Annotated in this window: 22 protein-coding genes; 14 read left to right on the forward strand and 8 right to left on the reverse strand. The window is 67.7% G+C overall.

Translation table 11 applies throughout. From position 1 onward, the window contains the following. Window positions 1-48 precede the first annotated feature (48 nt). The 5 genes from AB4Z18_RS14020 to AB4Z18_RS14040 are packed head-to-tail and all read left to right on the forward strand — an operon-like array spanning window position 49 to window position 5,365. Window positions 49-1,362 (forward strand): D-tagatose-bisphosphate aldolase, class II, non-catalytic subunit, encoded by a 1,314-nt coding sequence (locus tag AB4Z18_RS14020; protein WP_441783344.1) that lies wholly within the window; start codon window positions 49-51, stop codon window positions 1,360-1,362. Further along, window positions 1,355-2,524: an SIS domain-containing protein gene (locus AB4Z18_RS14025; protein ID WP_441783345.1), complete on the forward strand. Its 1,170-nt coding sequence runs from the start codon at window positions 1,355-1,357 to the stop codon at window positions 2,522-2,524. The genes AB4Z18_RS14020 and AB4Z18_RS14025 overlap by 8 nt, the downstream gene beginning before the upstream one ends. Continuing rightward, window positions 2,521-3,486: a BadF/BadG/BcrA/BcrD ATPase family protein gene (locus AB4Z18_RS14030; protein ID WP_441783346.1), complete on the forward strand. Its 966-nt coding sequence runs from the start codon at window positions 2,521-2,523 to the stop codon at window positions 3,484-3,486. Before AB4Z18_RS14025 ends, AB4Z18_RS14030 begins: the two co-directional genes overlap by 4 nt. After that, window positions 3,483-4,676 carry a Gfo/Idh/MocA family protein gene (locus AB4Z18_RS14035; RefSeq protein ID WP_441783347.1) on the forward strand — a complete coding sequence of 398 codons (1,194 nt, stop codon included), beginning with the start codon at window positions 3,483-3,485 and terminating at the stop codon, window positions 4,674-4,676. Before AB4Z18_RS14030 ends, AB4Z18_RS14035 begins: the two co-directional genes overlap by 4 nt. 47 nt (window positions 4,677-4,723) lie before the next feature. Further along, window positions 4,724-5,365, forward strand: a complete 642-nt coding sequence (locus AB4Z18_RS14040; RefSeq protein ID WP_441783348.1) for a hypothetical protein — start codon at window positions 4,724-4,726, stop codon at window positions 5,363-5,365. Between the two features lie 16 nt (window positions 5,366-5,381). Here the strand turns inward: AB4Z18_RS14040 and AB4Z18_RS14045 are convergent, their stop codons facing one another. Beyond that, on the reverse strand, window positions 5,382-6,242 hold the full coding sequence (locus tag AB4Z18_RS14045) for an SDR family oxidoreductase (protein WP_441783349.1): 861 nt from the start codon (window positions 6,240-6,242) through the stop codon (window positions 5,382-5,384). 55 nt (window positions 6,243-6,297) lie between these two features. On the opposite strand from AB4Z18_RS14045, the gene AB4Z18_RS14050 reads away from it, so the two are divergent. Continuing rightward, window positions 6,298-6,873, forward strand: coding sequence for a TetR/AcrR family transcriptional regulator (locus tag AB4Z18_RS14050; protein WP_441783350.1), 576 nt, complete (start codon window positions 6,298-6,300; stop codon window positions 6,871-6,873). A gap of 21 nt (window positions 6,874-6,894) precedes the next feature. Here the strand turns inward: AB4Z18_RS14050 and AB4Z18_RS14055 are convergent, their stop codons facing one another. After that, a complete protein-coding gene (locus AB4Z18_RS14055; protein ID WP_441783351.1) occupies window positions 6,895-7,653 on the reverse strand; it encodes an SDR family NAD(P)-dependent oxidoreductase in 759 nt (252 codons plus the stop codon). Between the two features lie 85 nt (window positions 7,654-7,738). Between AB4Z18_RS14055 and AB4Z18_RS14060 the strand changes: the two genes are divergently transcribed. The 3 genes from AB4Z18_RS14060 to AB4Z18_RS14070 all read left to right on the forward strand — a co-directional run bounded on the left by AB4Z18_RS14060 (window position 7,739) and on the right by AB4Z18_RS14070 (window position 10,163). Then, window positions 7,739-8,335, forward strand: a complete 597-nt coding sequence (locus AB4Z18_RS14060) for a TetR family transcriptional regulator (protein WP_441783352.1) — start codon at window positions 7,739-7,741, stop codon at window positions 8,333-8,335. A 132-nt stretch (window positions 8,336-8,467) separates the two neighbouring features. Next, the gene (locus AB4Z18_RS14065) at window positions 8,468-9,334 is read left to right on the forward strand and encodes an NAD-dependent epimerase/dehydratase family protein (RefSeq protein ID WP_441783353.1); all 867 of its coding nucleotides are present in this window, start codon (window positions 8,468-8,470) and stop codon (window positions 9,332-9,334) included. 67 nt (window positions 9,335-9,401) lie between these two features. Next, window positions 9,402-10,163 carry a GntR family transcriptional regulator gene (locus AB4Z18_RS14070; RefSeq protein ID WP_441783354.1) on the forward strand — a complete coding sequence of 254 codons (762 nt, stop codon included), beginning with the start codon at window positions 9,402-9,404 and terminating at the stop codon, window positions 10,161-10,163. Between the two features lie 27 nt (window positions 10,164-10,190). Here the strand turns inward: AB4Z18_RS14070 and iolD are convergent, their stop codons facing one another. The 6 genes from iolD to AB4Z18_RS14100 are packed head-to-tail and all read right to left on the reverse strand — an operon-like array spanning window position 10,191 to window position 17,697. Continuing rightward, a complete protein-coding gene (gene iolD, locus AB4Z18_RS14075; protein ID WP_441783355.1) occupies window positions 10,191-12,086 on the reverse strand; it encodes a 3D-(3,5/4)-trihydroxycyclohexane-1,2-dione acylhydrolase (decyclizing) in 1,896 nt (631 codons plus the stop codon). After that, on the reverse strand, window positions 12,083-13,000 hold the full coding sequence (gene iolB / locus AB4Z18_RS14080; RefSeq protein ID WP_441783356.1) for a 5-deoxy-glucuronate isomerase: 918 nt from the start codon (window positions 12,998-13,000) through the stop codon (window positions 12,083-12,085). Before iolB ends, iolD begins: the two co-directional genes overlap by 4 nt. 4 nt (window positions 13,001-13,004) lie before the next feature. Further along, window positions 13,005-14,510, reverse strand: coding sequence for a CoA-acylating methylmalonate-semialdehyde dehydrogenase (locus tag AB4Z18_RS14085; protein ID WP_441783357.1), 1,506 nt, complete (start codon window positions 14,508-14,510; stop codon window positions 13,005-13,007). Next, window positions 14,507-15,487, reverse strand: a complete 981-nt coding sequence (locus AB4Z18_RS14090; protein ID WP_441783358.1) for a class I fructose-bisphosphate aldolase — start codon at window positions 15,485-15,487, stop codon at window positions 14,507-14,509. Before AB4Z18_RS14090 ends, AB4Z18_RS14085 begins: the two co-directional genes overlap by 4 nt. Beyond that, complete coding sequence (gene iolC, locus AB4Z18_RS14095; protein WP_441783359.1) at window positions 15,474-16,448, reverse strand: 5-dehydro-2-deoxygluconokinase; 975 nt, start codon at window positions 16,446-16,448, stop codon at window positions 15,474-15,476. Before iolC ends, AB4Z18_RS14090 begins: the two co-directional genes overlap by 14 nt. Window positions 16,449-16,485: 37 nt before the next feature. Continuing rightward, complete coding sequence (locus tag AB4Z18_RS14100; protein ID WP_441783360.1) at window positions 16,486-17,697, reverse strand: ROK family transcriptional regulator; 1,212 nt, start codon at window positions 17,695-17,697, stop codon at window positions 16,486-16,488. Window positions 17,698-17,939: 242 nt separating this feature from the next. On the opposite strand from AB4Z18_RS14100, the gene AB4Z18_RS14105 reads away from it, so the two are divergent. Genes AB4Z18_RS14105 through AB4Z18_RS14125 form a run of 5 tightly spaced genes read left to right on the forward strand, consistent with a single transcriptional unit; the run spans window position 17,940 to window position 23,118 of the window. After that, complete coding sequence (locus AB4Z18_RS14105) at window positions 17,940-19,280, forward strand: ABC transporter substrate-binding protein (RefSeq protein WP_441783361.1); 1,341 nt, start codon at window positions 17,940-17,942, stop codon at window positions 19,278-19,280. After that, window positions 19,280-20,224: a carbohydrate ABC transporter permease gene (locus AB4Z18_RS14110; protein ID WP_441783362.1), complete on the forward strand. Its 945-nt coding sequence runs from the start codon at window positions 19,280-19,282 to the stop codon at window positions 20,222-20,224. The genes AB4Z18_RS14105 and AB4Z18_RS14110 overlap by 1 nt, the downstream gene beginning before the upstream one ends. 1 nt (window position 20,225) lies before the next feature. Continuing rightward, window positions 20,226-21,134: a carbohydrate ABC transporter permease gene (locus AB4Z18_RS14115; protein ID WP_441783363.1), complete on the forward strand. Its 909-nt coding sequence runs from the start codon at window positions 20,226-20,228 to the stop codon at window positions 21,132-21,134. A gap of 8 nt (window positions 21,135-21,142) precedes the next feature. Continuing rightward, complete coding sequence (locus AB4Z18_RS14120) at window positions 21,143-22,306, forward strand: Gfo/Idh/MocA family protein (RefSeq protein ID WP_441783364.1); 1,164 nt, start codon at window positions 21,143-21,145, stop codon at window positions 22,304-22,306. Further along, on the forward strand, window positions 22,303-23,118 hold the full coding sequence (locus AB4Z18_RS14125; RefSeq protein WP_441783365.1) for a ThuA domain-containing protein: 816 nt from the start codon (window positions 22,303-22,305) through the stop codon (window positions 23,116-23,118). The genes AB4Z18_RS14120 and AB4Z18_RS14125 overlap by 4 nt, the downstream gene beginning before the upstream one ends.

Here is a 23,118-nt window from a genome sequence, read left to right on the forward strand (position 1 = left end):
CGCCTCCGACCCGTCGGTGGCCGACCCGCGACGCTCTGAAGGAGCAGCATGACCGACCAATTCTGGGAGACCATCCGGCGGCACAAGGCCGGTGAACCGGTCGGGGTCTACTCGGTGTGCTCCGCGCATCCGGTCGTCCTCGAAGCGGCTATCGCCCAGGCCGCGGCCGATTCGAGCCTCGTCCTCATCGAGGCCACCTCGAACCAGGTGGACCAGTTCGGCGGCTACACCGGGATGCGCCCGGCCGACTTCCGGGAACTCGTGTTCTCGATCGCGGACCAGCGGGGCTTTCCCCGCGACCGCATCGTTCTCGGCGGCGATCACCTCGGACCCAACCGCTGGCAGGGGCAACCGGCTGCGGAAGCTCTCGCCAACGCGGACGCCCTCGTCGCCGCCTACGTCGAGGCCGGCTACACGAAGATCCACCTCGACTGCAGCATGTCGTGCAGCGGCGATCCGGTGCCGCTCGGAGACGATCTCGTCGCGGAACGGAGCGCCCGGCTGCTCCGTGTCGCCGAGCAGACAGCCCGGAGCCTCGGAATCGAGGGCCGCCAGCTCTATGTGATCGGCACAGAGGTGCCGGTGCCCGGCGGCGCGCACGAGACGCTGGCGGAATTGACCCCCACGTCGCCCGAGGCGGCTCGGCGGACACTGGAACGACACCGCGAGGCCTTTGCGGATGCCGGGGTGCTGGGCGCGTGGCCCCGGATCATCGCCCTGGTCGTGCAGCCCGGCGTGGAGTTCGACCACCTCCAGGTCATCGACTACCAGCGCGACCGCACCCATGATCTGCGTGCCGTGCTCGATGACGAACCTGGGATGGTCTTCGAGGCGCATTCCACCGACTACCAGCTGGAGTCGCGACTGACCGAACTGGTCGAAGACCACTGGGCCATCCTGAAGGTCGGACCGGGCCTCACCTATGCGATGCGCGAGGCGCTGTTCGCGTTGGCGGCCATCGAAGACGAACTAGTGCCGGCCGCTGGGCGTTCGAACCTCGTCGGAGTGATCGAGGAACGCATGCTGGCAGAACCCGGGTACTGGCAGAGCTACTACGAAGGCGACGAGGACGAGCAGCGCATCGCTCGCCGCTACAGCTACAGCGACCGGTTGCGCTACTACTGGCCCGACCCCGCGATCGAGTCCGCCGAAGCGGTGCTCTACGCCAACCTCTCCGGCAGGACACTGCCGCTTCCACTGATCGCCCAGTTCCTGCCGGACCAATACGTCCGCGTCCGTGCCGGAGAACTCGATCCCGAGCCGCGTTCACTCGTGACCGACAAGATCCGGGATGCCCTGCGTCCGTACGCCACCGCCACACGTCCAACCACCGCACGAAACCAGAGGGAACTCCTTGTCTGAAACACGCCCGACTAACGTACGAGCCGAGATCACTGGCGCTCAATTCACCATCGGCGAGATCAGCCAACAACCCGAAGTGTGGCGTGAGGCTGCGGCGAACGTCGAGGCGGAACGTGCCCAGGTGGACACGTTCCTCGCCCCGCTCCTCGACCGATCCGACCTGCGAATCGTGCTCACGGGCGCCGGGACGTCCGCGTTCGTCGGCGGAGTCGCCGCGCCTGAGCTGTCGCGCCTGCTGTCACGACGCATCGAGGCGATCGCCACGACCGACCTCGTCTCCAACCCCCGCGAGTTCCTCGCTGAAGACGTCCCGACCCTGTTGATCTCATTCGCGCGTTCCGGCAACAGTCCGGAGAGCGTCGCAGCGACACGGCTCGCCGACGAGTCCCTCAGCGACGTGAGCCACCTGATCGTGACGTGCGACCCGGCGGGTCAGCTCAATCAGGAGCATCAGGGCCGCAAGAAGTCCTACGTGCTGCTGATGCCCGCCGCCGCCAACGACCAGGGCTTCGCGATGACGTCGAGCTTCACCTCGATGCTGCTTTCGGTGCTCCTGGTTCTGGGAGGCGGAGGCTCCAGGGAGGTCGCGCCTCTCGTCGCGGCCGCGGCCGGCATCGTCGAGGTCGGCTGGGATGAGATCAGTGAGCTCGCCGATGACCGGTACGATCGCGTCGTCTACCTGGGCAGCGGGCCGCTCACCGCACTCGCGCGTGAATCCGCCCTCAAGCTCCTGGAGCTCACGGCCGGACAGGTCGTGAGCTACTACGACTCGGCCCTCGGCTTCCGGCACGGCCCGAAGTCCGTATTGGACGAGCGCACCCTCGTCGTCGTCTTCATCTCGTCCGACCCCTACACCCGCCGGTACGACCTCGACATCCTCGCAGAACTGAGGAGCGCACTGGATCCGTCCCGCGTCATCGCGGTCGCACCCGACGGCGTCACCACGGCGGCCGGCCAGTTGGTCGCGTTCGAAGGCTTGCACGAAGTGAACGATTCGTTCCTCGCCAGTGTGTATGTCGTCGTCGCTCAGATCCTCGGACTCTCGTTCGCCCTGCGCGTCGGGACGACACCGGACAATCCGTTCCCGAGCGGCAACGTCAACCGCGTGGTGAAGGGCGTGCGGCTGCACCCCCTCGACGGAGCCGCGAGCGGGGTCGCGTGAGCCCCTTCCTTGGCATCGACGGCGGGGGCACCAAGACGGCGTTCGTCCTCATCGATGCACAGGGATCCGTGCTGGCACGGTCCCGGCAGCCGAGCAGCGACTACTACCGTCTCGGCGTCGAGGCCGTGACCCGGACGCTCGCCGACGGTGTGGACGACATCTGCCGGCAGGCCGGGATACCGGCCGGTGCGATTGCGTTCACTGTGGTCGGGCTGCCCGGCTACGGGGAAGTCAGTACCGACCGGGACACGCTGGACGCGGTCCCTCTGGCCGCACTCGGCCAGGACCGCTACGTCTGCGTCAACGACATGGTTTGCGGCTGGGCGGGCTCCCTGGGCGCGACCGACGGCATAAACGTCGTCGGTGGTACCGGTTCGATGACCTACGGCGAGCGGGAGGGGTCGGGTGTCCGCGTCGGCGGCTGGGGCGAGCTCTTCGGGGATGAGGGATCCGGCTACTGGATCGCCTCGCACGGCCTCAACGCCTTCACCAGGATGAGCGACGGCCGCCTTCCACGCGGCCCGCTCTACGACCTGATCAAGGAGCACACCGGAATCGCGGACGACCTCGATCTGATCGGGCTCGTGCTCACCGACTGGCAGAAGGAGCGCACCCGGATCGCGGCGCTGTCCAGCACCGTCGCCGAGGCGGCGACCGCGGGGGACGGCGTCGCCGCGGACATCCTCGCCGCAGCCGGCGCGGAGTTAGCCGGCCTGGTCGACGCCACCCGCCGGCAACTCGGCTACGAATCGGGCGACGAGGTCGCCGTCTCGTACTCGGGCGGCGTGTTCCGGTCCGACCTGGTGCTCGCCGCGTTCACCGCCAAGCTGGACACCCTCCACGCCGGGTACGACCTGCGCGCACCCCGCTATGAGCCGGACGTGGGGGCCGCACTCTATGCCGCGAAGGTATCGGGGGCCCCGCTGGCGGCGGATGCGCTCCGGGCGCTGCCCGGCCGATGAATACGGGATCGGAAGGAGACTCGGTGGACCTGAGGATCGGCGTCGTCGGATACGGCAACCGCGGCAGCGTGGCGCGCGAGGCGCACCGCCCGGGCGCGGGATCGGTCGTCGTCGCCCTCTGCGACCTGAGCGATCGGTCGCGCGACGAATTCCGCGAGGCATTTCCGGATGCTACGGTGACCGACAGCCTCGACGAGCTGCTCGCTCTCGACCTCGACGCCGTCATGGTCCTGACGCCGGACGACCAGCACGCGGCCGTCGTCATCCCGGCGCTCGAAGCCGGCGTGGCAGCATTCTGCGAGAAGCCGCTCGCGATCTCGATCGACGACTGCGACCGCATTCTGGAAGCCGCCCATCGCACCGGCTCGCGGCTGTATGTCGGCCACAACATGCGGCACATGCCGGTGATCACGCTGATGCGCGAGTTAATCCGGGAGGGCCGCATCGGCGAGGTCAAGGCGGTCTGGTGCCGCCACTTCGTCGGTAACGGCGGGGACTACTACTTCAAGGACTGGCACGCCGATCGGTCGAAGTCGGTGGGGCTGCTGCTGCAGAAGGGAGCGCACGACCTGGATGTCATCCACTGGCTCGCCGGTGGCTATTCGAGCCGGGTACAGGCGATCGGTTCCCTGAGCGTCTACGGCGCGATCGACGACCGGCGGGACCGGGCGGGGGAGCGCATGCAGGACTGGTTCAGCCTCGACAACTGGCCACCCACCGCACTCGAAGGTCTCAACCCGGTGATGGACGTCGAGGACATCTCGCAGGTCAACATGGTGCTCGACAACGGGGTTCTTGCGTCGTACCAGCAATGCCACTTCACCCCGGATTATTGGCGCAACTACACCGTCATCGGCACCGAAGGGCGCATCGAGAACTTCGGAGACGATGCCGGGTCGCAGGTCGGGCTCTGGAATCGCAGACACGGGAGCGCGGCGCCGGCCGACGAGACGTTCGTGGTGTCCGAGGGGATCGGCGGCCACAGCGGGGCGGATTCCCTCATGATCTCGGAGTTTCTGGAGTTCGTACGCAGCGGCGCCGAAACGCAGACATCCCCGGTCGCCGCCCGGAACGCCGTCGCGACGGGTGTGGTCGCCACCTTCTCCCTCCGGGGCGACGGCAGCGCACTGCCGGTGCCCGCTCTCGATGCCGGCCTCGTGGAGTACTTCGCCGCCGGCCAGCCCACGTGATGAGCGCTTCCGGGGCTACGGCAGAACCGCGCGATTCGTTGCGCAGCATGCTCGTGTCCGGCCGTCCGCGACTTCTGCGCGGTGTCGACCGGCACGAGCTCGCGGCGGCGATGGACGACCTCAGCGACGAGGCGGTCGCTGCGCTCGTCGCCCGGGGATTCCCTCCTCCTGTCGCTGCGGCCTCGCTCGCCGACATCCCCAGAAAGCTGGAGCTGTACGGCGAGCTGGTCGACGACGACTGGCTGCTGGCGGTGTTCACGGGCCGGGTCGTCACCCTGGGACGCCTGCAATTCGAGGTCGTGCCCAGCCGGTTCGGCCGCAACGTGCACATTCCCGAGACCGGCCCGCTGACGCCGGAGTCCGTCGACGACGCGTTCGCCCGGGCGGCCGAGTGGTTCCACGACGGCGCCCCTCTGGTGTGCGAGAGCTGGGTGTTCGACGACCGGCTCCATGACCTTCCGGCGACCAGCAACCTGCGCCGCTTCATCGAGCGCTTCGACGTGCCACCGACCGCCTCGAACTCGGATGGCGCACTGAGCGTCGCGAAGTTCGTGTTCCGGTCGACGCCCGAGCGGGTGGCGGCTGCTCCGTTGCGCCCGCACGCGACGGCGCTCGAGCGCATCGCCTATACGGCGTTGACCGGAGAGGGCGTGTGGAGCAAGCCGCTGGCGACGTTGCTCCCGCGCTGATGACCCGTGACCCGGATCAGGCGTTCGGGTAGTGCGGTCGAAGATTTGCTGCGCTGACGCGGTCCAGCGCAGTGTCGGGGAGGATTCGGGCTAGACGGGTCAGCATCGCGGCGTCTCGGCCAATGGTGTAGCGCGTCCGCGGCTTCGGAACGGTGGTCGCGTCGGCGATGACCGTCGCCGCGGCCTGGGACGTCACGCCACTCTTGGTGAAAGCTGTAGCTTGGTTGATGATCGCTTGCATGAGGCTTCCGTAGCGTCGCTGGTTCACGGGTGTCATCTCCTTTACGAAGGCCTTAGCACGCTCGATTCCGTGGCCGATCATCTCGGTACGTACGCCGCCGGGCTCCACGACCACTACCTGGACGCCGTGTGGCCCCAGTTCCCGACGGAGAGCGTCGCTGACTGCCTCAAGCGCGTACTTCGCCCCGGCGTACGCACCGTAGGTGGGCATCGCGACTTTCCCGCCCAGAGAGCTGATGTTCACCACACGGCCGCGGCTGTCATGCAGGAACGGCAAGAGGGCCTGGGTGACGGCAATGTGCCCGAAGAGATTGACGTCGAACTGTCGACGCCACTGGTCGAGGGGCAGCGTCTCCACGGGGGCGTTGACTGCGATGCCGGCATTGTTGACGAGCGCACGCAACTGACGGCGCTCCGGGTCGGCGGCGATGCGCTCGGTGAGTGCTTCGATCTGCTCAGGGGCGGTGATGTCGAGGATCACCGGTTCGACGCCGTCCTCTCGGATCGCCTCGGCGTCGATTTGTCGGCGCACGCCCGCAAGGACGTGGTAGCCGCGCTTGGCGAGTTCGTGCGCTGTCGCCGCTCCCATTCCCGTAGAAGCGCCGGACACGACGATCAGTTCAGTTCTATGTGACATTGTCATATGGAGACTATGACGGCGTTCAGATGACATTGTCAAGTAAGATTCCTGCATGGTCACTCGAGCCGACAGCGCTGCGGCAACGCGAGACGCTCTCCTCCGTGCCGCTGCTGACCTTCTCGACGCTGGCGGGCCGAGCGCAGTCACGTTGCGGGCGGTGAGCGCACGCGCGGGGGTCTCGCGGGGAGCCCCGTACGGACACTTCCCTGACAAGGAGCATCTGCTGACGCAACTCGTCGTCGATGGATGGACCCGTGTCGCCGAAACACTGACTGCCGTTCACGATGGCCCCGGTTCGAGTACCGCCAAGCTCGAGGCGGCATTGGTGGCGCTTCTCGACGTCGCGCGGACACAGCCCCACCTCTATGCCCTCATGTGGGGAACGCCGGCCAGCGATCCCGCGCCGGTGCTGGAAGCCGCTGGATGGTCTCAGGACATCTTCCTCACCATCGTGGCGGACGTTGTCGGTGGTGAAGATGCACGGAGGTTCGGCGCCCTCCTCATGTCGAGCGCACACGGCATAGCAAGCGTGGATCTCAGCGGACACCTTTCCCAAACGAAGTGGAACACGAGCCCGCATGCGCTCATCGCGATGCTCGTTCAGTCGATGCCACAGGCCGCGGCCTAGCCCTCCGATTGCCGACGTCGGCTACCAGGGGGCGCGGGTGCCATCCCAGGACCACAGGGCTCCGGTTGGACCGTCGTCGGGGAGCAGCGCGAGGCGGACCGCTCCTGTGGCGGCTTCGGCGGGGTCGCCGCCGACGGACATGCCGGCAATGAGGTTCGTCCGGCGCAGCCCCGGCGCGAGGGCGTTGACTTTGAAGCGGTCGCCGAGCGCCTGAGCCGTCAGTAGGGTGACGGCGTTGACCGCAGTCTTGGAGCTTCGGTAGGCGAGGCCGCTGCCTTGGACCTGTTCCCAATCGAACTGCGGATTGGGGTTGCTGTTCCAGAACAGCGATCCGGTACCGCTCGAAACGTTGACGATACGAGGATGCGCCGAGCGTCCGAGCGCGGGGAGGAAGCCCTGCGTGACGGCGATGAGGCCGAAGACGTTGGTCTCGTAAGCGGTCCTCAACTGCTCGACCGTGGTGGCCGTGATGTCTTCTCGGCCCGGGTTCACCCCCGCGTTGTTGACAAGGATGTCCAGGTCGCCAATCCGCTCCGCTGCGGCGGCGACCGATGATGCATCGGTGACGTCCAGTTCCACAACGCGCGCACTCGAGCCGAGTTCCTTCACCGCAAGCTGGCCTTTCTCGAGGTCGCGTGCGCCGATCCATACGGTCACCCCGCGGTCAAGAAGTTGCTGCACGATGGCGAACCCGATGCCACTGTTTCCCCCGGTGACCAGCGCGACCGAGTTCGGTGCGGGCGAAGGGATCTCGGCGTGAAGACGTTCGATCTGATTCATGGCTCTCTCCCAACTCCAACGGTACGGTTGGAACTTTAGCGCGCTCGGGGACAATCTCCAACTGGGGCGTTGGTATTCTTGGGACATGGCATGGGACACCGAGGGGACGCGTCGCCGACTCCGTGATGCTGCGCTGGTCGAGTTCGCCGCGCGGGGCTTCGACGGCACCACCGTCGGCGCTATCGCGGCCCGTGCCGGGGTGAACAAGGAACGGCTCTACAGCTACTTCGGCGACAAGAAGGCGCTCTGGGAGCTCGTGCTGGCGACGGAGCTGGAGCGCCTCGCCGCTGCCGTCCGCCTCACCGGAGCCGGATTGGATGACATCGGAGAATTCGCGGGCGCGACGTTCGACTACCACGCGGCCCACCCCGAGCTTGGCCGCCTGCTGCAGTGGGAGGGGCTGCAGGACGGCCCGCCCGCGGACGTGGTCGGGCGCACGATGCACTATCAGGAGAAAGTGGAACGGTTCGCGACTGCCCAGAGGGAGGGCGTACTTGATCCTGGCCTCGATCCCGCTCACCTCGTCTTCGCGCTGATCGCCCTAGCCGCATGGTGGCAGACCGTGCCGCAGCTCGCCGAGATGATCACCGGCGCAGGGCCCAACGACCAGGAGGAGTGCGCACGACGTCGCCGGTTCGTCGTCGAAGCAGCCCGGAGACTCGCGTCGCCATCCCGCACCTGAGAGCGCAGGCGCCCGGCGCTGCATCCTCACTTGGCGCGGCGCCCTCGATAGTCTCCTGCGCGCCGCGGCGCGGCGACGTGGTCGTCCTGCGCGCCCAGTGATAGAGAATCTCTGACCAGAAAGAAGGCAGTTGTGAAGATTCTCGTCACCGGCGGCTCCGGTCTCATCGGCCGGTTCGCGGTGGACAGGCTCGTGCGATCCGGCCACGACGTGCTCGCCGTCGAGCGCACGGCATCCGCCCCGCACGCAGCGGGCCTGCTGCGGGCGACGACCGAGGTGATCGGTGACGCATCGGACCCCCGCCTCATGGACTCCGTCATGCCGGGGATCGACGCGGTCGTCCACCTCGCAGCGATCCCCGCACCGCTGGGGCACACCGCGCGCGAATTGTTGACCGCCAACTCGATCACGACCATGACCGTGCTCGAGGCCGCCGGCGAACACGGTGTCAAAGCCGTCGTGATGGCATCCAGCATTTCGATCCTGGGGATGGCATGGTGCGCCGACCTGATGGATCCTCTGTACCTGCCGGTCGATGAAGACCACCCGCTTCGGCCGACCGAGGGCTACGCGCTCAGCAAGGAATGCGACGAGGCAGCCGCTCGCATGGCGTCGCGGCGCTGGGGTCTGCCGATCGTGGCGATGCGTTTCCCCTTCACCGACACGAGGGAGAGCATCCAGTCGCGCCGTACGGATGCCGATGCCACGACACGATTGGCGAAGGAACTGTGGGCGTACCTCGACGTGCGCGACGCCGCGCGCGCCATCGAGCTGGGGATCGGCGCCATGATCGACGGCGCCGTTCGTGGATGCTCGGTGGTGAACGTCCTCGCCGACGACGTTCTCCTCGACGAGCCTCTCGGTGAGCTCATGAGCCTGTGGCATCCAGCGGTGCCGTTCGATGCGGATCAGTACGGCTTCCGCGGAGCGTATGACGCGAGCAGTGCTCGCGAACTGCTCGGTTTCGAAGCAGAGCACCTCATCCACCCCCGGATGTGAGCGATGATCTGCCACAATACGATCGTCATTGTTAACACAATCTCATTACCAGCGCTGAGGGGCCCAGATGGTTCAAGCGGAGCACCCGCTTCCGACTGACTTGTTCATGGATCTCGAACGCTCGGGCCCCGTCCCGATGTACTTCCAGGTCGCGAATCGTCTGGAAAAAGCGATCATCGACGAGACGCTGCCGGCGGGGTCACGCCTGGAGAACGAGGTCGCTCTCGCGATGCGGCTGGGGCTGTCTCGCCCGACGATCCGCCGGGCGATCCAGGAGCTCGTCGACAAGGGGCTGCTGGTGCGCCGCCGAGGAGTGGGCACGCAGGTCGTACACGGAAGGGTCACGCGCAACGTCGAGTTGACCAGCCTCTACGAAGACCTGGAGAGCTCGGGGCAGAGGCCGGAGACGACTGTCCTCGACTCCGCGGTCGTTCCCGCCGACGAGCGCGCGGCTACGATCCTCGACATCGAACCCGGCAGTCCGACCCTCCACGTGAGGCGGCTGCGCCTGGCGGACGGGGTGCCGATCGCGATCCTCGAGAACACGCTGCCCACAGACTTCACCGACCTCGATACGGCCGACCTCCGCACCCACGGCCTGTATCAACTGCTGCGCGCCCGTGGAGTGACGATGCGCGTGGCGAAGCAGAGGATCGGCGCGCGGGAGGCGACGGCGAGCGAGGCGGACCTGCTCGACATCCGGCGGGGGAGCGCCGTGCTGACGATGTCCCGCACCGCGTTCGACAACTCGGGTCGCGCCGTCGAGTTCGGTCAGCACTGCTACCGTCCGGACCTCTATTCGTTCGAAGTCACCCTGGTCAACCGCTGACGGCGGTCTGACGGGGCTGAATCGCGCTCAGCCGAGCAGCGGCCGCTGGTGCGCCCGTGCTTCCTCGTAGCGCTCGCGTGCTTCGTGGGTGGTCGCGAGCGTGGACGCTTCCGCGACCGGCACATCCCACCAGCCTTCGCCGTCGGGGGAGTAGTCGAGCGGGTCGCTGTTGATGTGGATCAGCGTCGTACGATCTGAGGCTTTCGCCTCGGCCAGCGCGGCGCGGAGTCGATCGATGGCATCCCGGCCCGGAGTCACGTCGATGACGTCCACACCGTAGCTCCGCGCGTTGGCCGCCAGGTCGATCGGGAGTACCTCGGCTCCGTCGAAGCCGTGCTCCGCATCCTGCCGGCGATATCTCGTGCCATAGCGTTCCGAGCCGATGGTCTCGCTGAGGTGACCGATCGACGCATAGCCATGGTTCTGGATGAGGACGACGATGATCTTGATCCCTTCGGCGACCGCCGTGACGAGTTCGGTGTGCAGCATCAGATAGGAGCCATCGCCGACCATGACGATGACGTCCCGGTCGGGGGCCGCGCGCTTGACGCCCAGCCCACCGGCGATCTCGTAGCCCATGCACGAGAAGGCGTACTCGACGTGGTAACCCAGCGCATCCCGCACGCGCCACAGCTTGTGCAGGTCTCCGGGAAGCGAGCCGGCCGCTTGGACGACCACGTCTCGCGGGTCGGTCGCGCTCTGGACGGCGCCGATGATCTCGGACTGCCCGGGCACCTCGGCGCCCGACGCCGCGAACGCCGTGTCGACCGTCGCATTCCACTCGGAGGTCAGGCGGCGGAGTTCGGCCGCGAACGTGTCCTCGACGCGGTAGCCGGCAAGCTCCCGTCGAAGCGCGAGCAGAGTCTCGCGCGCGTCGGCTATCACTGGAAGCTGGGACCCGTGCTTGTACGCGTCGAAGGATGCGACGTTGATGTTCACGAAGACGACGTCGGGGTTCTGGAACGCTGTTCGGCTCGCGGTGGTGAAATCGCTGTACCGGGTGCCGATTCCGATCACCACGTCGGCCTCGGCCGCCGCCCGGTTGGCGGGCATGGATCCGGTCGCCCCAACACCACCGAGATACTGCGGATGGTCCCAGACCAGCGAGCCGCCGCCGGCCTGGGTCGAGCCGACCGGGATCCCCGTCGCTTCGGCCAGCTCGCGAAGGGCGTCCTCGGCTCCGGAGTAGAGAACACCGCCGCCGGCGACGATGAGCGGCCGGGACGCGGAGCGGATGGCGGCGACGGCGCGATCGAGTGCCCCGCGCTCGGGCAGTGGTCGGCGAAGGTGCCACTCACGGTCCTGCAGGAAAGCGATCGGCACGTCGAGCGCCTCGGCCTGAACGTCCTCCGGGAGGGCGATCGTCACGGCTCCCGTCTCCGCCGGGTCGGTCAGGACGCGCATCGCCTGAAGTGCGATCGAGTACAGCTGCTCGGGCCTCTGGACGCGGTCGAAGAAGCGTGACAGCGGACGGAAGGCGTCATTGACGGTCACGCCGGTGTCGTGAGGCAGTTCGAGCTGCTGGAGCACGGGATCGGCGACGCGGGTCGCGAACGTGTCGCTCGGCAGGAGCAGCGCGGGAAGGCGGTTCGCCGTCGCCAGCGCGGCCCCGGTCAGCATGTTCGCGGCTCCAGGGCCCACCGACGCCGCACTCGCCATCGTTCCGAGACGTCGACGCATCCGGGCGTATCCCACGGACTGGTGGACCATGGCCTGCTCGTTGCGCGCCTGGTAGTACGGCATCAGGCCGGGTTGATCGTGGTCCAGCTGCTTGAGCGCCTGGCCGACGCCGGCGACGTTGCCGTGTCCGAAGATGCCGAAAGTCCCCGCGATGGTGCGCTCGCGGTGGTCGCCGTCCACGGTCCACTGGTGGGCGAGGAATTCGACGAGAGCCTGGCTGACGGTCATCCTGCGGGTGGTCATCGATTCTCTCCAGTTCGGTCGTCCGGTGACAGGTAGGGAAGCCGCGGATCGATGTCCTGGCCGTCCCACGTGCCGCGGACCCAGCTGTGTGCCGGGTCGTCGCTGATGTTCCACACACGCTCCGGATCGGGCCCCGCCATCACGTTGAGGTAGTAGAGGTCGTAGCCGGGCGCGGCGACGCATGGCCCATGCCAGCCGTACGGGACGAGACCGATGTCGCCGGTGCGTACCTCGGCGAGAGTGTCGATCTCGCCGGCGGCTGAGGAGTAGGTCCGCAGATAACCGAACGCGTCGGCATCCTGGGGAGCGAGTCCGGGCGGCACGGAGCGGGACACCGCGCTCTCGAAGTAGTAGATCTCCTCGAGCCGTGACTCGCCCTCGTCGTGGACGTCGTGCTTGTGCGGAGGGTACGACGACCAGTTCTCGGCCGGGGTGATGACCTCGCACACGATGAAGCGGTCGGCAGCGAGAGTCTGCGGGGTGCCGAAATTGTGGACCTGGCGGCTCGAGCGGCCCGCCCCGCGCAACTCCACCGGCACCTCGTCGCGTTCGATGCGACGCGTCGGGTATGCGACCGACGCCGGAGCTTCTGCGACGGCGACGCGGCCCTGCCCGTTGATCGTCGCAGCCGAGCCCGTCGATAGGTAGAGGACGTCGGTGGGGCCGTCGAACACCGAGGAGCGCCCGGCCAGCTCCGTGACCCCGTCGTCGTGGCTCACGGTGAAGCCGCCGCCGAGGGGAACGACGAGGCGCTCCACCGCGTCCGACCCGAGTGACAGGACGTCGCCCGGTGCGAGCTCCGCGATCCGCAGGCCCGTGTGCTGCCATCCGGCGACACGGCCGTCGACGACGGATTCCCAGCCATCCCGCGCCAGCGCGCCGCGCGGGAAGAACCATTCGTTCCGGCGAGTCATCGGCTCAGTCGTGCTCGGGGAAGCCGAGGTTGATTCCGCCGTGGCTCGGGTCGAGCCAGCGCGAGGTGATGGCCTTCTGCTGGGTGAAGAACTTAACGCCCTCGGCGCCGTGCGCTTTCGTGTCCCCGAACAGCGAGTCCTTCCAGCCGCCGAACGAGAACGTCGCAACAGGCACCGGGATCGGCACGTTGATGCCGATCATGCCGACCTGGACCTGGTTCTGGAATCGGCGGGCGGCGCCGCCGTCGTTCGTGAAGATCGCGGTCCCGTTCCCGAATGCACCCGAGTTGATCAGGTCCACCCCTTCGTCGAAGCTCTTCACGCGGACGATCGAGAGCACCGGTCCGAAGATCTCCTCGGTGTAGACGCGCGAGGTGGTGGGGACGTCGTCGATCAGCGTCGGGCCGAGCCAGAAGCCGTTCTCGTCGCCGTCGACCTCGACCTCGCGACCATCGATGACGATGGTCGCGCCGTCTTCCGCCGCGATGTCGATGTACGAAGCCACCTTGTCGCGGTGCGCCTCGGTCACGAGGGGGCCCATGTCGCAGGAGCGGCGCCCGTCGCCGACGGTCAAGCCGGCCATCCTTTCGGTGATCTTCTCGATCAGCGCGTCGGCGACCGGTTCGACGGCCACGACGACGGAGATCGCCATGCAACGCTCGCCGGCGGAGCCGAAGCCGGCATTGATGGCGCTGTCGGCCACGAGGTCGAGGTCCGCATCCGGCAGCACCAACATGTGGTTCTTCGCGCCGCCCAGGGCCTGAACCCGCTTGCCATGCGCTGTTCCGGTTTCGTAGACGTACTTGGCGATCGGCGTCGAGCCCACGAACGAGACCGAAGCGATATCCGGGTGGGTGAGGAGGCCGTCGACCGCCTCCTTGTCACCGTTCAGCACGGTGAAGACGCCGTCGGGGAGCCCGGCCTCCTGCCACAGCCGGGCCAGCCAGATCGCTGCCGAAGGGTCTTTCTCCGACGGCTTCAGGATGACGCAGTTGCCCGCGGCGATCGCCACGGGGAAGAACCACATGGGTACCATCGCCGGAAAGTTGAACGGCGAGATGACCGCGACCACGCCGAGCGGCTGACGGGTGGAGTACACGTCGACGCCGGTCGAGACCTGCTCGGAGTATTCGCCCTTCAGGTGATGTGCGAGGCCTGTCGCGAACTCGACGACCTCCTGGCCGCGCGAGATCTCGCCGAGCGCGTCAGCCAGGACCTTGCCGTGCTCCGAGGTGATGATCCGGGCCAGTTCGTCCTTCCGGCCGTCCAGCAGCTCCCGGAATCTGAACATGATCTGCTGGCGCCGGGCGAGCGACAGGTCGCGCCACGCCGGGAATGCGGCCGTGGCGGACGCGATCGCCGCGTCGATCTCCTCCCGATTCGCAAGGGCGACCTCCTTGGTCACGACGCCGAGCGCCGGGTCGTAGACGGGGCTCGTGCGGCCGCTCGACGACGGGGACTCGGCGCCGTCGATCCAGTGCGGGACCACGATGGCAGTACTGGTCTTCATGACACTTCCTTTGTGAGAACCGGCTTTGTGAGAACCGGCGCCGCCAACGACGCGGCGGAGGTGTGGACGAGCGCGGCGGCCCTGTCGACGGCTGCGGCGACGTCGTGGTCGGACGGATAGATGAGACTTCGGCCCGCGACCAGCCCGCGCACCCCGGGCAGGCGCAGCGCGCCCTCCCACAGCTCGAAGACTTCTTCCTCCGCGGCCCGGGCTTCCCCGCCGAGCAGAAGGGTCGGCATGGTGGTGGCAGCCATCACGCGCTCCATATCGGGCACCACAGGCAGCTTCAACCAGGTGTAGACGGAACTCGTTCCGAGTCCTGCGGCGATCGCGATGGAGCGGATGACCGCGTCGGTGCTGAGGTCGTTGACCACCTTGCCGTCCACCCAGTCGCTGACGAAAGGCTCGAGCATGATCGGCACCCCGGCCCGCGCGGCCTCGTTGACAGCTCGTGCGTTCGCCTCGATCGTCGCGGCCGAACCGGGGTCGGCGAAATTGATACGGAGCAGGGTCTTGGCGAAATCCAGGCCGTCCCGCACGATTCCCGCGATGTCGTACGCGGTGAAGCGGTCGTCCATCTCGAACGACGCGTGCCGGAGACCCCCGCGGTTCATCGACCCGACGACGACCTTGTCGTCGAGGAGGCCGAGGAGCGCCAGGTCGTCGATGATGTCGGGAGTGCCGAGCACGCCGTCCACGCCCGGCCGGCTGAGCGCGGTCGCCAGGCGGTCGAGCAGGTCGTAGCGGTCGGCCATCGCCAACTCGTCGCCGCGGATCCCGAGCGCACCCCGCGCGGGGTGGTCTGCGGCGACGATGAAGAGCCGGCCGTCGCCATGGATCAGGGGACGGCGCCGGCGGGAGGCGAGCACCGCGCGCAACCGCGCCGGGTCCTCCGCCCGCGTCCGACGGAGGCGGTCGAAGTCCGACTCGCTCAATCGCGCTGCTCCGACCGGCGACGTACCGTCAACGCTCAGCATGCGCGTCCCCGACCAGGAGGGCGTCCACCTCGGCCGTGGTCGGCATGGCGGTGGAGCACTCACGGCGTGACGCCACGATGGCACCCGCGACGTTGGCGAAGCGAAGAATCCGTTCGAGGTCCCAGCCCTCGAGCAGTCCGTGGCACAACGCCCCACCGAAACCATCGCCGGCCCCGAGGCCGTTCACCACCGCGACCGGGAACGGCGCGACTTCCACCGTCTCGGTTCGCGTCTTCGCCAGAACGCCTCTCGGTCCCTGCTTCACGATCGCGAGTTCGACCCCCCGCTCGAGCAGAGCATCCGCCGCCCGCAGCGGATCGGTTTCACCGACCGCCACCTCGCATTCCTCCCGATTGCCGACGGCGACCGTGACGTGGGGGAGGGCCCGCCCGATCTCCTCCGTCGCATGCGCGGGCGAATCCCAGAAGATCGCACGGTAGTCGAGGTCCAGGATGGTGAACTCGCGTCGGTTCCTGGCCTGCCACGCGCGATGCTGTGCGCCGCGGCTCGGCTCCTCACTGAGCCCCGTCACCGTCGCCCAGAAGATCCGGGCGCGGGCGATCGCCTCCAGGTCGAGCGACTCCGCGGTGATGGCCAGGTCAGGCGCTTTCGGCTTTCGATAGAAGTAGATGGGGAAGTGGTCCGGAGGGAAGATCTCGCAGAACGTAACCGGCGTCGGGAGGTCGGGGGCGACGCCGACGAACCGGTCCGAGACTCCCAGGCGGCCCAGTTCGCGGTGCACATAACGGCCGAAAGGATCGCTGCCGGTGCCCGAGATGAGCGCAGCACTGCGTCCGTGGCGCGCAGCTGCCACGGCCACGTTGGCCGCGCTGCCCCCAAGGTACTTGCCGAAGGTGTCGACGTCTTCGAGTCCGACGCCGTCCTGCAGCGGGTAGAGGTCGACACCGACCCGGCCCATGGTCAGCACGTCATAGACGTCATCGGATAGTTCCTGCTTCACGCGGCTTACCCTACTATGTAATGACAAGAGAACATAATCATTCCATCAGGAGGACGCTGGCGTGCGGAGCGAGGAAGTGGTCCATCACCAGTTCAGCCGCGCCCAGCGCGGCGATCTGCTCGCTCAGCGCCGAGCCGACGACCTCCAGCGAGTCGCGCGGGACGACGAGTTCGTCGCGAACCGCATCCTCGACCAGGGGCAGGAACACGGCGCTGAGCCGGTTCCACATGGGGCCGCCGAGCACCACCCGGGGCACATCGAGGAAATTGACGAGCACGCCGACGCCGACCGCGACCCGGCGTGCGGCGCGCTCCAAGATGAAGGACGCCGTCGGATTCCCGCCCGCGGCGAGCTGCGACAGCGTGGTGCAGGCGTCGTCGAGCGCCAGGTAATCGTTCAGATCGGGCAACGGGATCACGCCGGCCTGCGCCGCCTGGATGACCAGTGCTTCGGGAACGCAGGCCGCGGCGAGTCCTCCGCGACGCCCTCCCCACCCGAGGTCCTCCGCCGTGGGGTCGACGAGGATGTCACCGATCTCGCCGATGTTGTTGCTGCCGCCGCGGAGCACCTGGCCGCCGAAGACGACCGAGGCGCCGACTCCGGAGCCGAGATAGAGGAACAGGAAGTCGGGGCTGGCCGAGCTGCGCAGCTCGGCCGTGGCCGCCGCCGTGACGTCCTTGTCGAGCAGCACCGGCATCCCGGTGGCGTCGTGCAGATCGGCTCGCAGGTGCACATCGCGCCAGGTGGGAAGCTGCGGAGGGCGCAGTACGACGCCGGTGCGGACATCCAGCGGCCCGGGGGCGGCGATCCCGAGGCCCAGCACTCGGTCGCGGTCGATCCCGAACTCGCGGATCAGCCGACCCGTGCTGACGGAGATGAGCGAGGTCATGTCGTTGGGGCTGGACGGCTGCGGGATGCGCAGCTGCTGGCGGTGGCGCACCTGACCGGCGACGTCGACCAGCACCAGCGTCAGGCGGGCGGGGTCGATATGCACGCCGACGGCGAAGGCGCCGTCGCCGTTCACGGTCAGGGGGATGCTCGGCCGCCCGCGGACCACCTCGGTCGGCGGGCTCTCGACGACCATCCCGGCGTCGATCAAACGCCGGGCGATGTTCGAGACGGTCTGCGAGGCGAGTCCCGAATTGCGCTGCAGCTCTGCCCTGCTGGTGCCGGGATCGCGACGGATCAGGTCGAGGATGACGGCCTGGTTGTAGTCGGCCAGACGGGGGAGGTTCGTGCCTCGAAGCATGTCACCCTCCCGTTTCGACCGTTCGGCCGGGTCGGCCTTCGTTGCCGTCCCTGCGGATTATTCTATCGAGTAGAGTCACTGGCAAAACACCCGCGTTATCGGCAAAGGCGTCGCGGCAAGAGTCGCATACGGCGCGGAAAATCGCTTGACGCACATCAGAACTATGTCCTAACATTCGGACGAAAGCTTTGTCCCATCGATTCGGCAAAGTAGCCAACGGGGCAAGCAGGAGAGGCACCGCAATGAAGCGCACCCGCGTTATCGCCGCCCTCGCCGTCAGCATCGTCGCGGTAGCCGGGCTGAGCGCCTGCTCACCCGGCGGCAGCAACAGCGGTGGGCCCACGACCATCACGGTCATGGAGTATCAGCAGACCCGTATCGACTCGATGAAGAAGCTGCTCCCCGGCTTCGAGGCGGCGATGAAGAAGCAGGGCAAGGACATCAAGGTCAAGCTGGTGGCCGATGTTCTGACCGACGACCAGTTCAAGACCAAGATCACCCAGCAGCTCATCGCGGGCCAGGCGCCCGACCTCATCGACATGGGCGACAGCCTGGTTCCCGGATTCGCCGGCGCCGGCTACCTCGCACCGATCGACGACTACCTGAACAAGTGGAGCGGCTGGAGCCATTACTACCCGCAGTTCAAGAAGGCGATGGTCCGCCAGGACGGGCACATCTACGCCCTCGTGCACGACACCGGTGTCCAGAACCTCTTCTACCGCAAGGACATCCTCACCTCCCTGGGCATCGACACCAGCCAGCCCAAGACGTGGGACGACCTGATCTCGCGCCTCGAGCAGGTGAAGGCGAAGACGGGCGACACTCCCATCGTGATCCCTGCCGGCACGGCGTGGGGCGGCGGCGCGTGGAACGAAGGCTTCCAGCCGATCCTCGGTGGCACCGACAAGGACTACTACAACCTGAAGTCGGGCAAGTGGGACCTCAAGAGCAGCGGGTTCCCGGCGGTATTCGACCTGTACAGCACGCTCACCACCAAGGGCCTCCTGCCGGTGCAGGACCTGGAGAACCCGAACCCGTGGGAGCCCACCAAGTACGACAAGTTCCCGGCCGGCAAGATCCAGGTCGCGGCGCAGGGCACCTGGGGCTGGAAGTACGACTGGGGCCCCGAGGGTGCAACGCCCATCCCGGACCTGACCACCAAGGTCGACACCTGGCAGTACCCGGCGCTCCGTAGCGGTGACAAGCCCTTCGGCTGGAGCGGACTCGGCTTCGGCTACGCCACCCCGGCGAAGTCGCAGCACAAGGACGAGGCGATGCTCCTCGCCCAGTACCTGTCGAGCGGCACGGCGCTGGCCGACCAGCTGGTCGCCTCCGGCGCAGCCGCGCCGCGCGACGACCTGGCGAACGTCAAGCCGTACGCCGACGAGCCCAAGCTGATCCAGGCCGGCAAGGACCTCAGCACGAGTGTCTACGTGCCGACCGGGGACGGTTCCGACCAGATCGCCCAGGCGATCGCCAGCTCGACCGAGCTGATCCTCAACGGCAAGGCCGACGGCAAGCAGGCCTACGAGGCGTTCGTCAAGGACGCCACCGACCTGCTCGGCCCCAACCTGGTGAAGTAGTGACTTCGATCACCGACGTACCCGTCTCGGCGGCGGCGGCCTCACGGCCGCCGTCGCCGCGGCGGCGCGGAAGACGGCGCTCCTGGCCGCTGCTCCTGATCCTGCTGGGCCCGGGTGTCGCGCTGATCCTGTTGTTCATCGTGGTGCCCGCCGTCTACGGCATCTACCTCAGCTTCACGAACACCCAGCTCACCGGCTTCGCCGCGCGCGACCCGAAGTTCGTCGGCCTCGACAACTATTCGTATCTGCTGACCAGCGCCGACTTCCTGTCGTCCCTCGGTCACACCGGCCAGTTCGTGCTCTACTCGGCGATCATCGGCCAGACCGTGCTCGGGATGGTCGCGGCGATCCTGCTCAGCCGGCCGTGGGTGCGCGGCAAGGGCATCTTCGGCGCCGCGATCCTGATGCCCATGGTGGTTCCGGAGGTGGTGGCGTCGCTAGCCTGGGCGAGCGTGCTCTCCAACGGCCCGGCGGGCACACTCAATCAACTGACCGGGATCTTCGGCGCCGGCCCCACCGACTGGCTCCAGGTGGTGCCGATGGTGTCGATCATCATCGTCAACATCTGGCGCGGCATCGCCTTCGCGATGATCATGTTCCAGGCGGCGCTCGAAGATGTGCCCGTCGAGTTGATCGAGGCCGCCCGCATCGACGGCGCGAGGGCGCTGCATGTGTTCCGCTACGTGACCCTCCCGCTCATCCGCGGCCCGGTGTTCCTGTACCTGCTGCTGACGACGATCAGCACGGTCGGCGTGTTCGGGCTGGTCTACTTCCTCACCCAGGGCGGCCCGGCGGGCCAGACCCGCCTTGCCGCGATCTACATCTACGAGCGCGCGCTGCAGTTCTCGCAGGTCGGCATCGGCAGTGCCGCGTCGATGATCCTCCTCGCGATCGTCCTGGTCCTGGGAATCGTCTACGTGCGGCTCTCGAAAGTCGAGGTGTGAGATGACGACTCTGACCAGTCGCAATGCGACTCCGGACGCGGCAGCCACCGGAACCGCCGCTCCGGGCCGCCGCTTCAGGAGGCGCCCCCTCACTCCGGTCGACCGGGTGCAGCGGGTCCTCGGATACCTGCTCCTCGTGATCCTGGCGCTGTTCTGCCTCGTGCCGTTCGCGTGGGTGATCCTCAGCTCCATCGACGGCCACGCCGGCCCGAACGTTCAGCTCCCCGCGCTGTCGTTCGACAACTTCGTGCGCTTCTTCACGAACTCGGGGACGCCGCAGCTGCTCATCAACAGCCTCATCATCGGCATCGGCGCGACCGTGCTGAACCTCGTCCTGGGCGTCGCGGGAGGCTACGCCCTCGCCCGCTTCTCGTTCCCCGGTCGCCGCACTTTCATGTACGGCATCCTGCTGATCCGGGTCATCCCGGCTCCGGCAACGATCGTCCCGCTCTACCTGATCATGGTGAACCTCCAGCTCACGAACACCCTGTTCGGGCTGATCCTGGTCGAGGCGGTGCTGCAGCTCCCGATCACGCTGTGGCTGCTGAAGGGCACCATCTCCGCGGTGCCGATCGAACTCGAGGAAGCGGCCTGGGTGGACGGCAATACCCGCTTCCAGGCGATCTGGCGGGTCGTCCTCCCGCTGGTCGGTCCTGGTCTCGGCGCCGCCGCGATGCTGACGTTCATGAACGTCTGGGGCGACTTCCTCACGCCTCTGGTGATGCTGCAGAGCCAGGAGCTGTACCCGCTGTCGATCGGTCTGTTCCGGGCGTTCAGCGAGCACAACCAGGTGGACTGGGGCCTGCTGGCTGCCAGTGCCATCGTCTATGTGGCGCCGCCCGCCATCCTCTACGTCTTCGTGCGCAAGCACCTCCTCCGCTCCAGCCTCGGCGGCGCGGTGAAAGGATGACCTCTCCGATGAACGACTCCACCGAGGGCAGCAGCCCGTCGGACGGCCGTCTGCCTGTCGTCGTCGTCGGCGCCGGCGCCATGGGCGGCGAGTGGATCAGGATGCTCGCGCGGTCGCCCCACGCCGTCCCGGTCGGCGTCGTCGACCTCGACGTCGCACTCGCCACCTCGACGGCGGCCTCCGCGGGCCTCGACGACGTCGTGGTGGGTGCCTCCGTCGCCGAGGTCGCCGAGCGTGCCGGAGCCGAGGCCGTCATCAACGTGACCGTGCCGCAGGCCCACCGCGTCGTGAACGAGCAGGCGCTCCGCGCAGGCTTGCCGGTGCTGTGCGAGAAGCCTCTCGCCCCGACGGTCGCCGAGGCGCTCCGCCAGATCGCCCTCGCGGACGTCACGGGGGAACTGCTGATGGTGAGCCAGTCCCGCCGGTACTTCAACCACCTGACGGCGTTCCGCGGAGCCGTCGGCCGACTCGGGCCGCTCGCGACGGTCAACGCGCAGTTCTTCCACGCCGACCACGAGCCCGGTTTCCGGGAGCTGATGGCGCATCCACTGCTCGTGGACATGTCCATCCACCACTTCGACCAGCTGCGCTACCTGACCGGTGACGAGCCGGTCGCGGTGCGGTGCAGTTCGTGGAATCCGGCATGGAGCTGGTTCGCCGGAGATGCGGCGGCCTCTGCCGAGTTCGAACTCGCCTCCGGTGCGCGCTTCGTCTACGCCGGCAGCCGGTGCACGCCGGGCCTGCAGACCTCGTGGAACGCCGACTGGCGCGTCTACGCCGAGGGCGGGGCCGCGGCCTGGGACGGCGACGATGTCGTGCGGGTGGAGGCCGAGGGCGTCGGAATCGAGATCCCGGACGGCCGCGAGGGGATCGAGGGATCCCTGGAGGAGTTCGTCTCGGCCCTGCGGTCCGGCACCACCCCGCAGAACGAGGTGCGGGCGAACGTGCTCAGCCTCGCGATGGTCGAGGGCGCGATCCGGAGCAGTGAGCGCGGCGGCGAGCGGGTCGTCGTCGCCGAGCTGCTCGAGGAATCGCTCGCCCAGGCCATCGCCGACGAGCGGAGCGACGACGTCGCCGCCCTGCTCACCTCATGGAACAGCGCTGCCGACGGTATCGCAACACCGGCCTGGGGTTCCGCTCCGGCCACGATCGCGTCAGGAGGCGCCCGATGACCAGTACCCAACCGATCCGAGTCGTCGTCTGGGGCGAGAACCGCCACGAGCAGGTGAACCCCGTCGTCCGGGGTATCTACCCGGACGGCATGCACACCACCATCGCCGACGGGATCAGGTCGCTGCTGGGAGAGGACGTGACCGTGTCCACCCGCGTGCTCGACGAGCCCGAGCACGGCATGACCGAGGAGACGCTCGCGGAGACCGACGTGCTGCTCTGGTGGGGCCACACGGCGCACGATGAAGTGGATGACGAGGTCGTCGACCGCATCCACCGCCATGTACTCGAGGGGATGGGCATCATCGTCCTGCACTCCGGGCACCACTCGAAGATCTTCCGCCGGCTCATGGGGACGACCTGCAGCCTGCGCTGGCGCAACGACGCCGACCGTGAGCTGGTGTGGACCATTTCGCCGCGGCATCCCATCGCGGAAGGCGTGCCCCAGCCGATCGTGATCCCGGGGCAGGAGATGTACGGAGAGTTCTTCGACATCCCTGAGCCCGACGAGCTCGTGTTCATCAGCAGCTTCTCGGGCGGCGAGGTGTTCCGGAGCGGTGTGACCTACCGCCGCGGCTACGGACGCGTCTTCTACTTCAGCCCGGGGGACGAGGTGTTCCCGGTCTATCACCAGCCCGAAGTGCAGCGCGTGATCGCGAACGGCGTCCGCTGGGCGCGTCCCGAGCGGGCGCGCGAGCCCTACGTCGTGACGCCGATGTACCTCACGGGCGAGTTCGACCGTCCGGTGCTGCCGTCGCCCGACGGCCTCGTCGACTACTACACCCGCGAGCCCATCGCGTCGCGGGAGAGCTGA

The organism is Leifsonia sp. 2TAF2 (assembly GCF_052115085.1).
Taxonomy (GTDB): Bacteria; Actinomycetota; Actinomycetes; order Actinomycetales; family Microbacteriaceae; genus Leifsonia.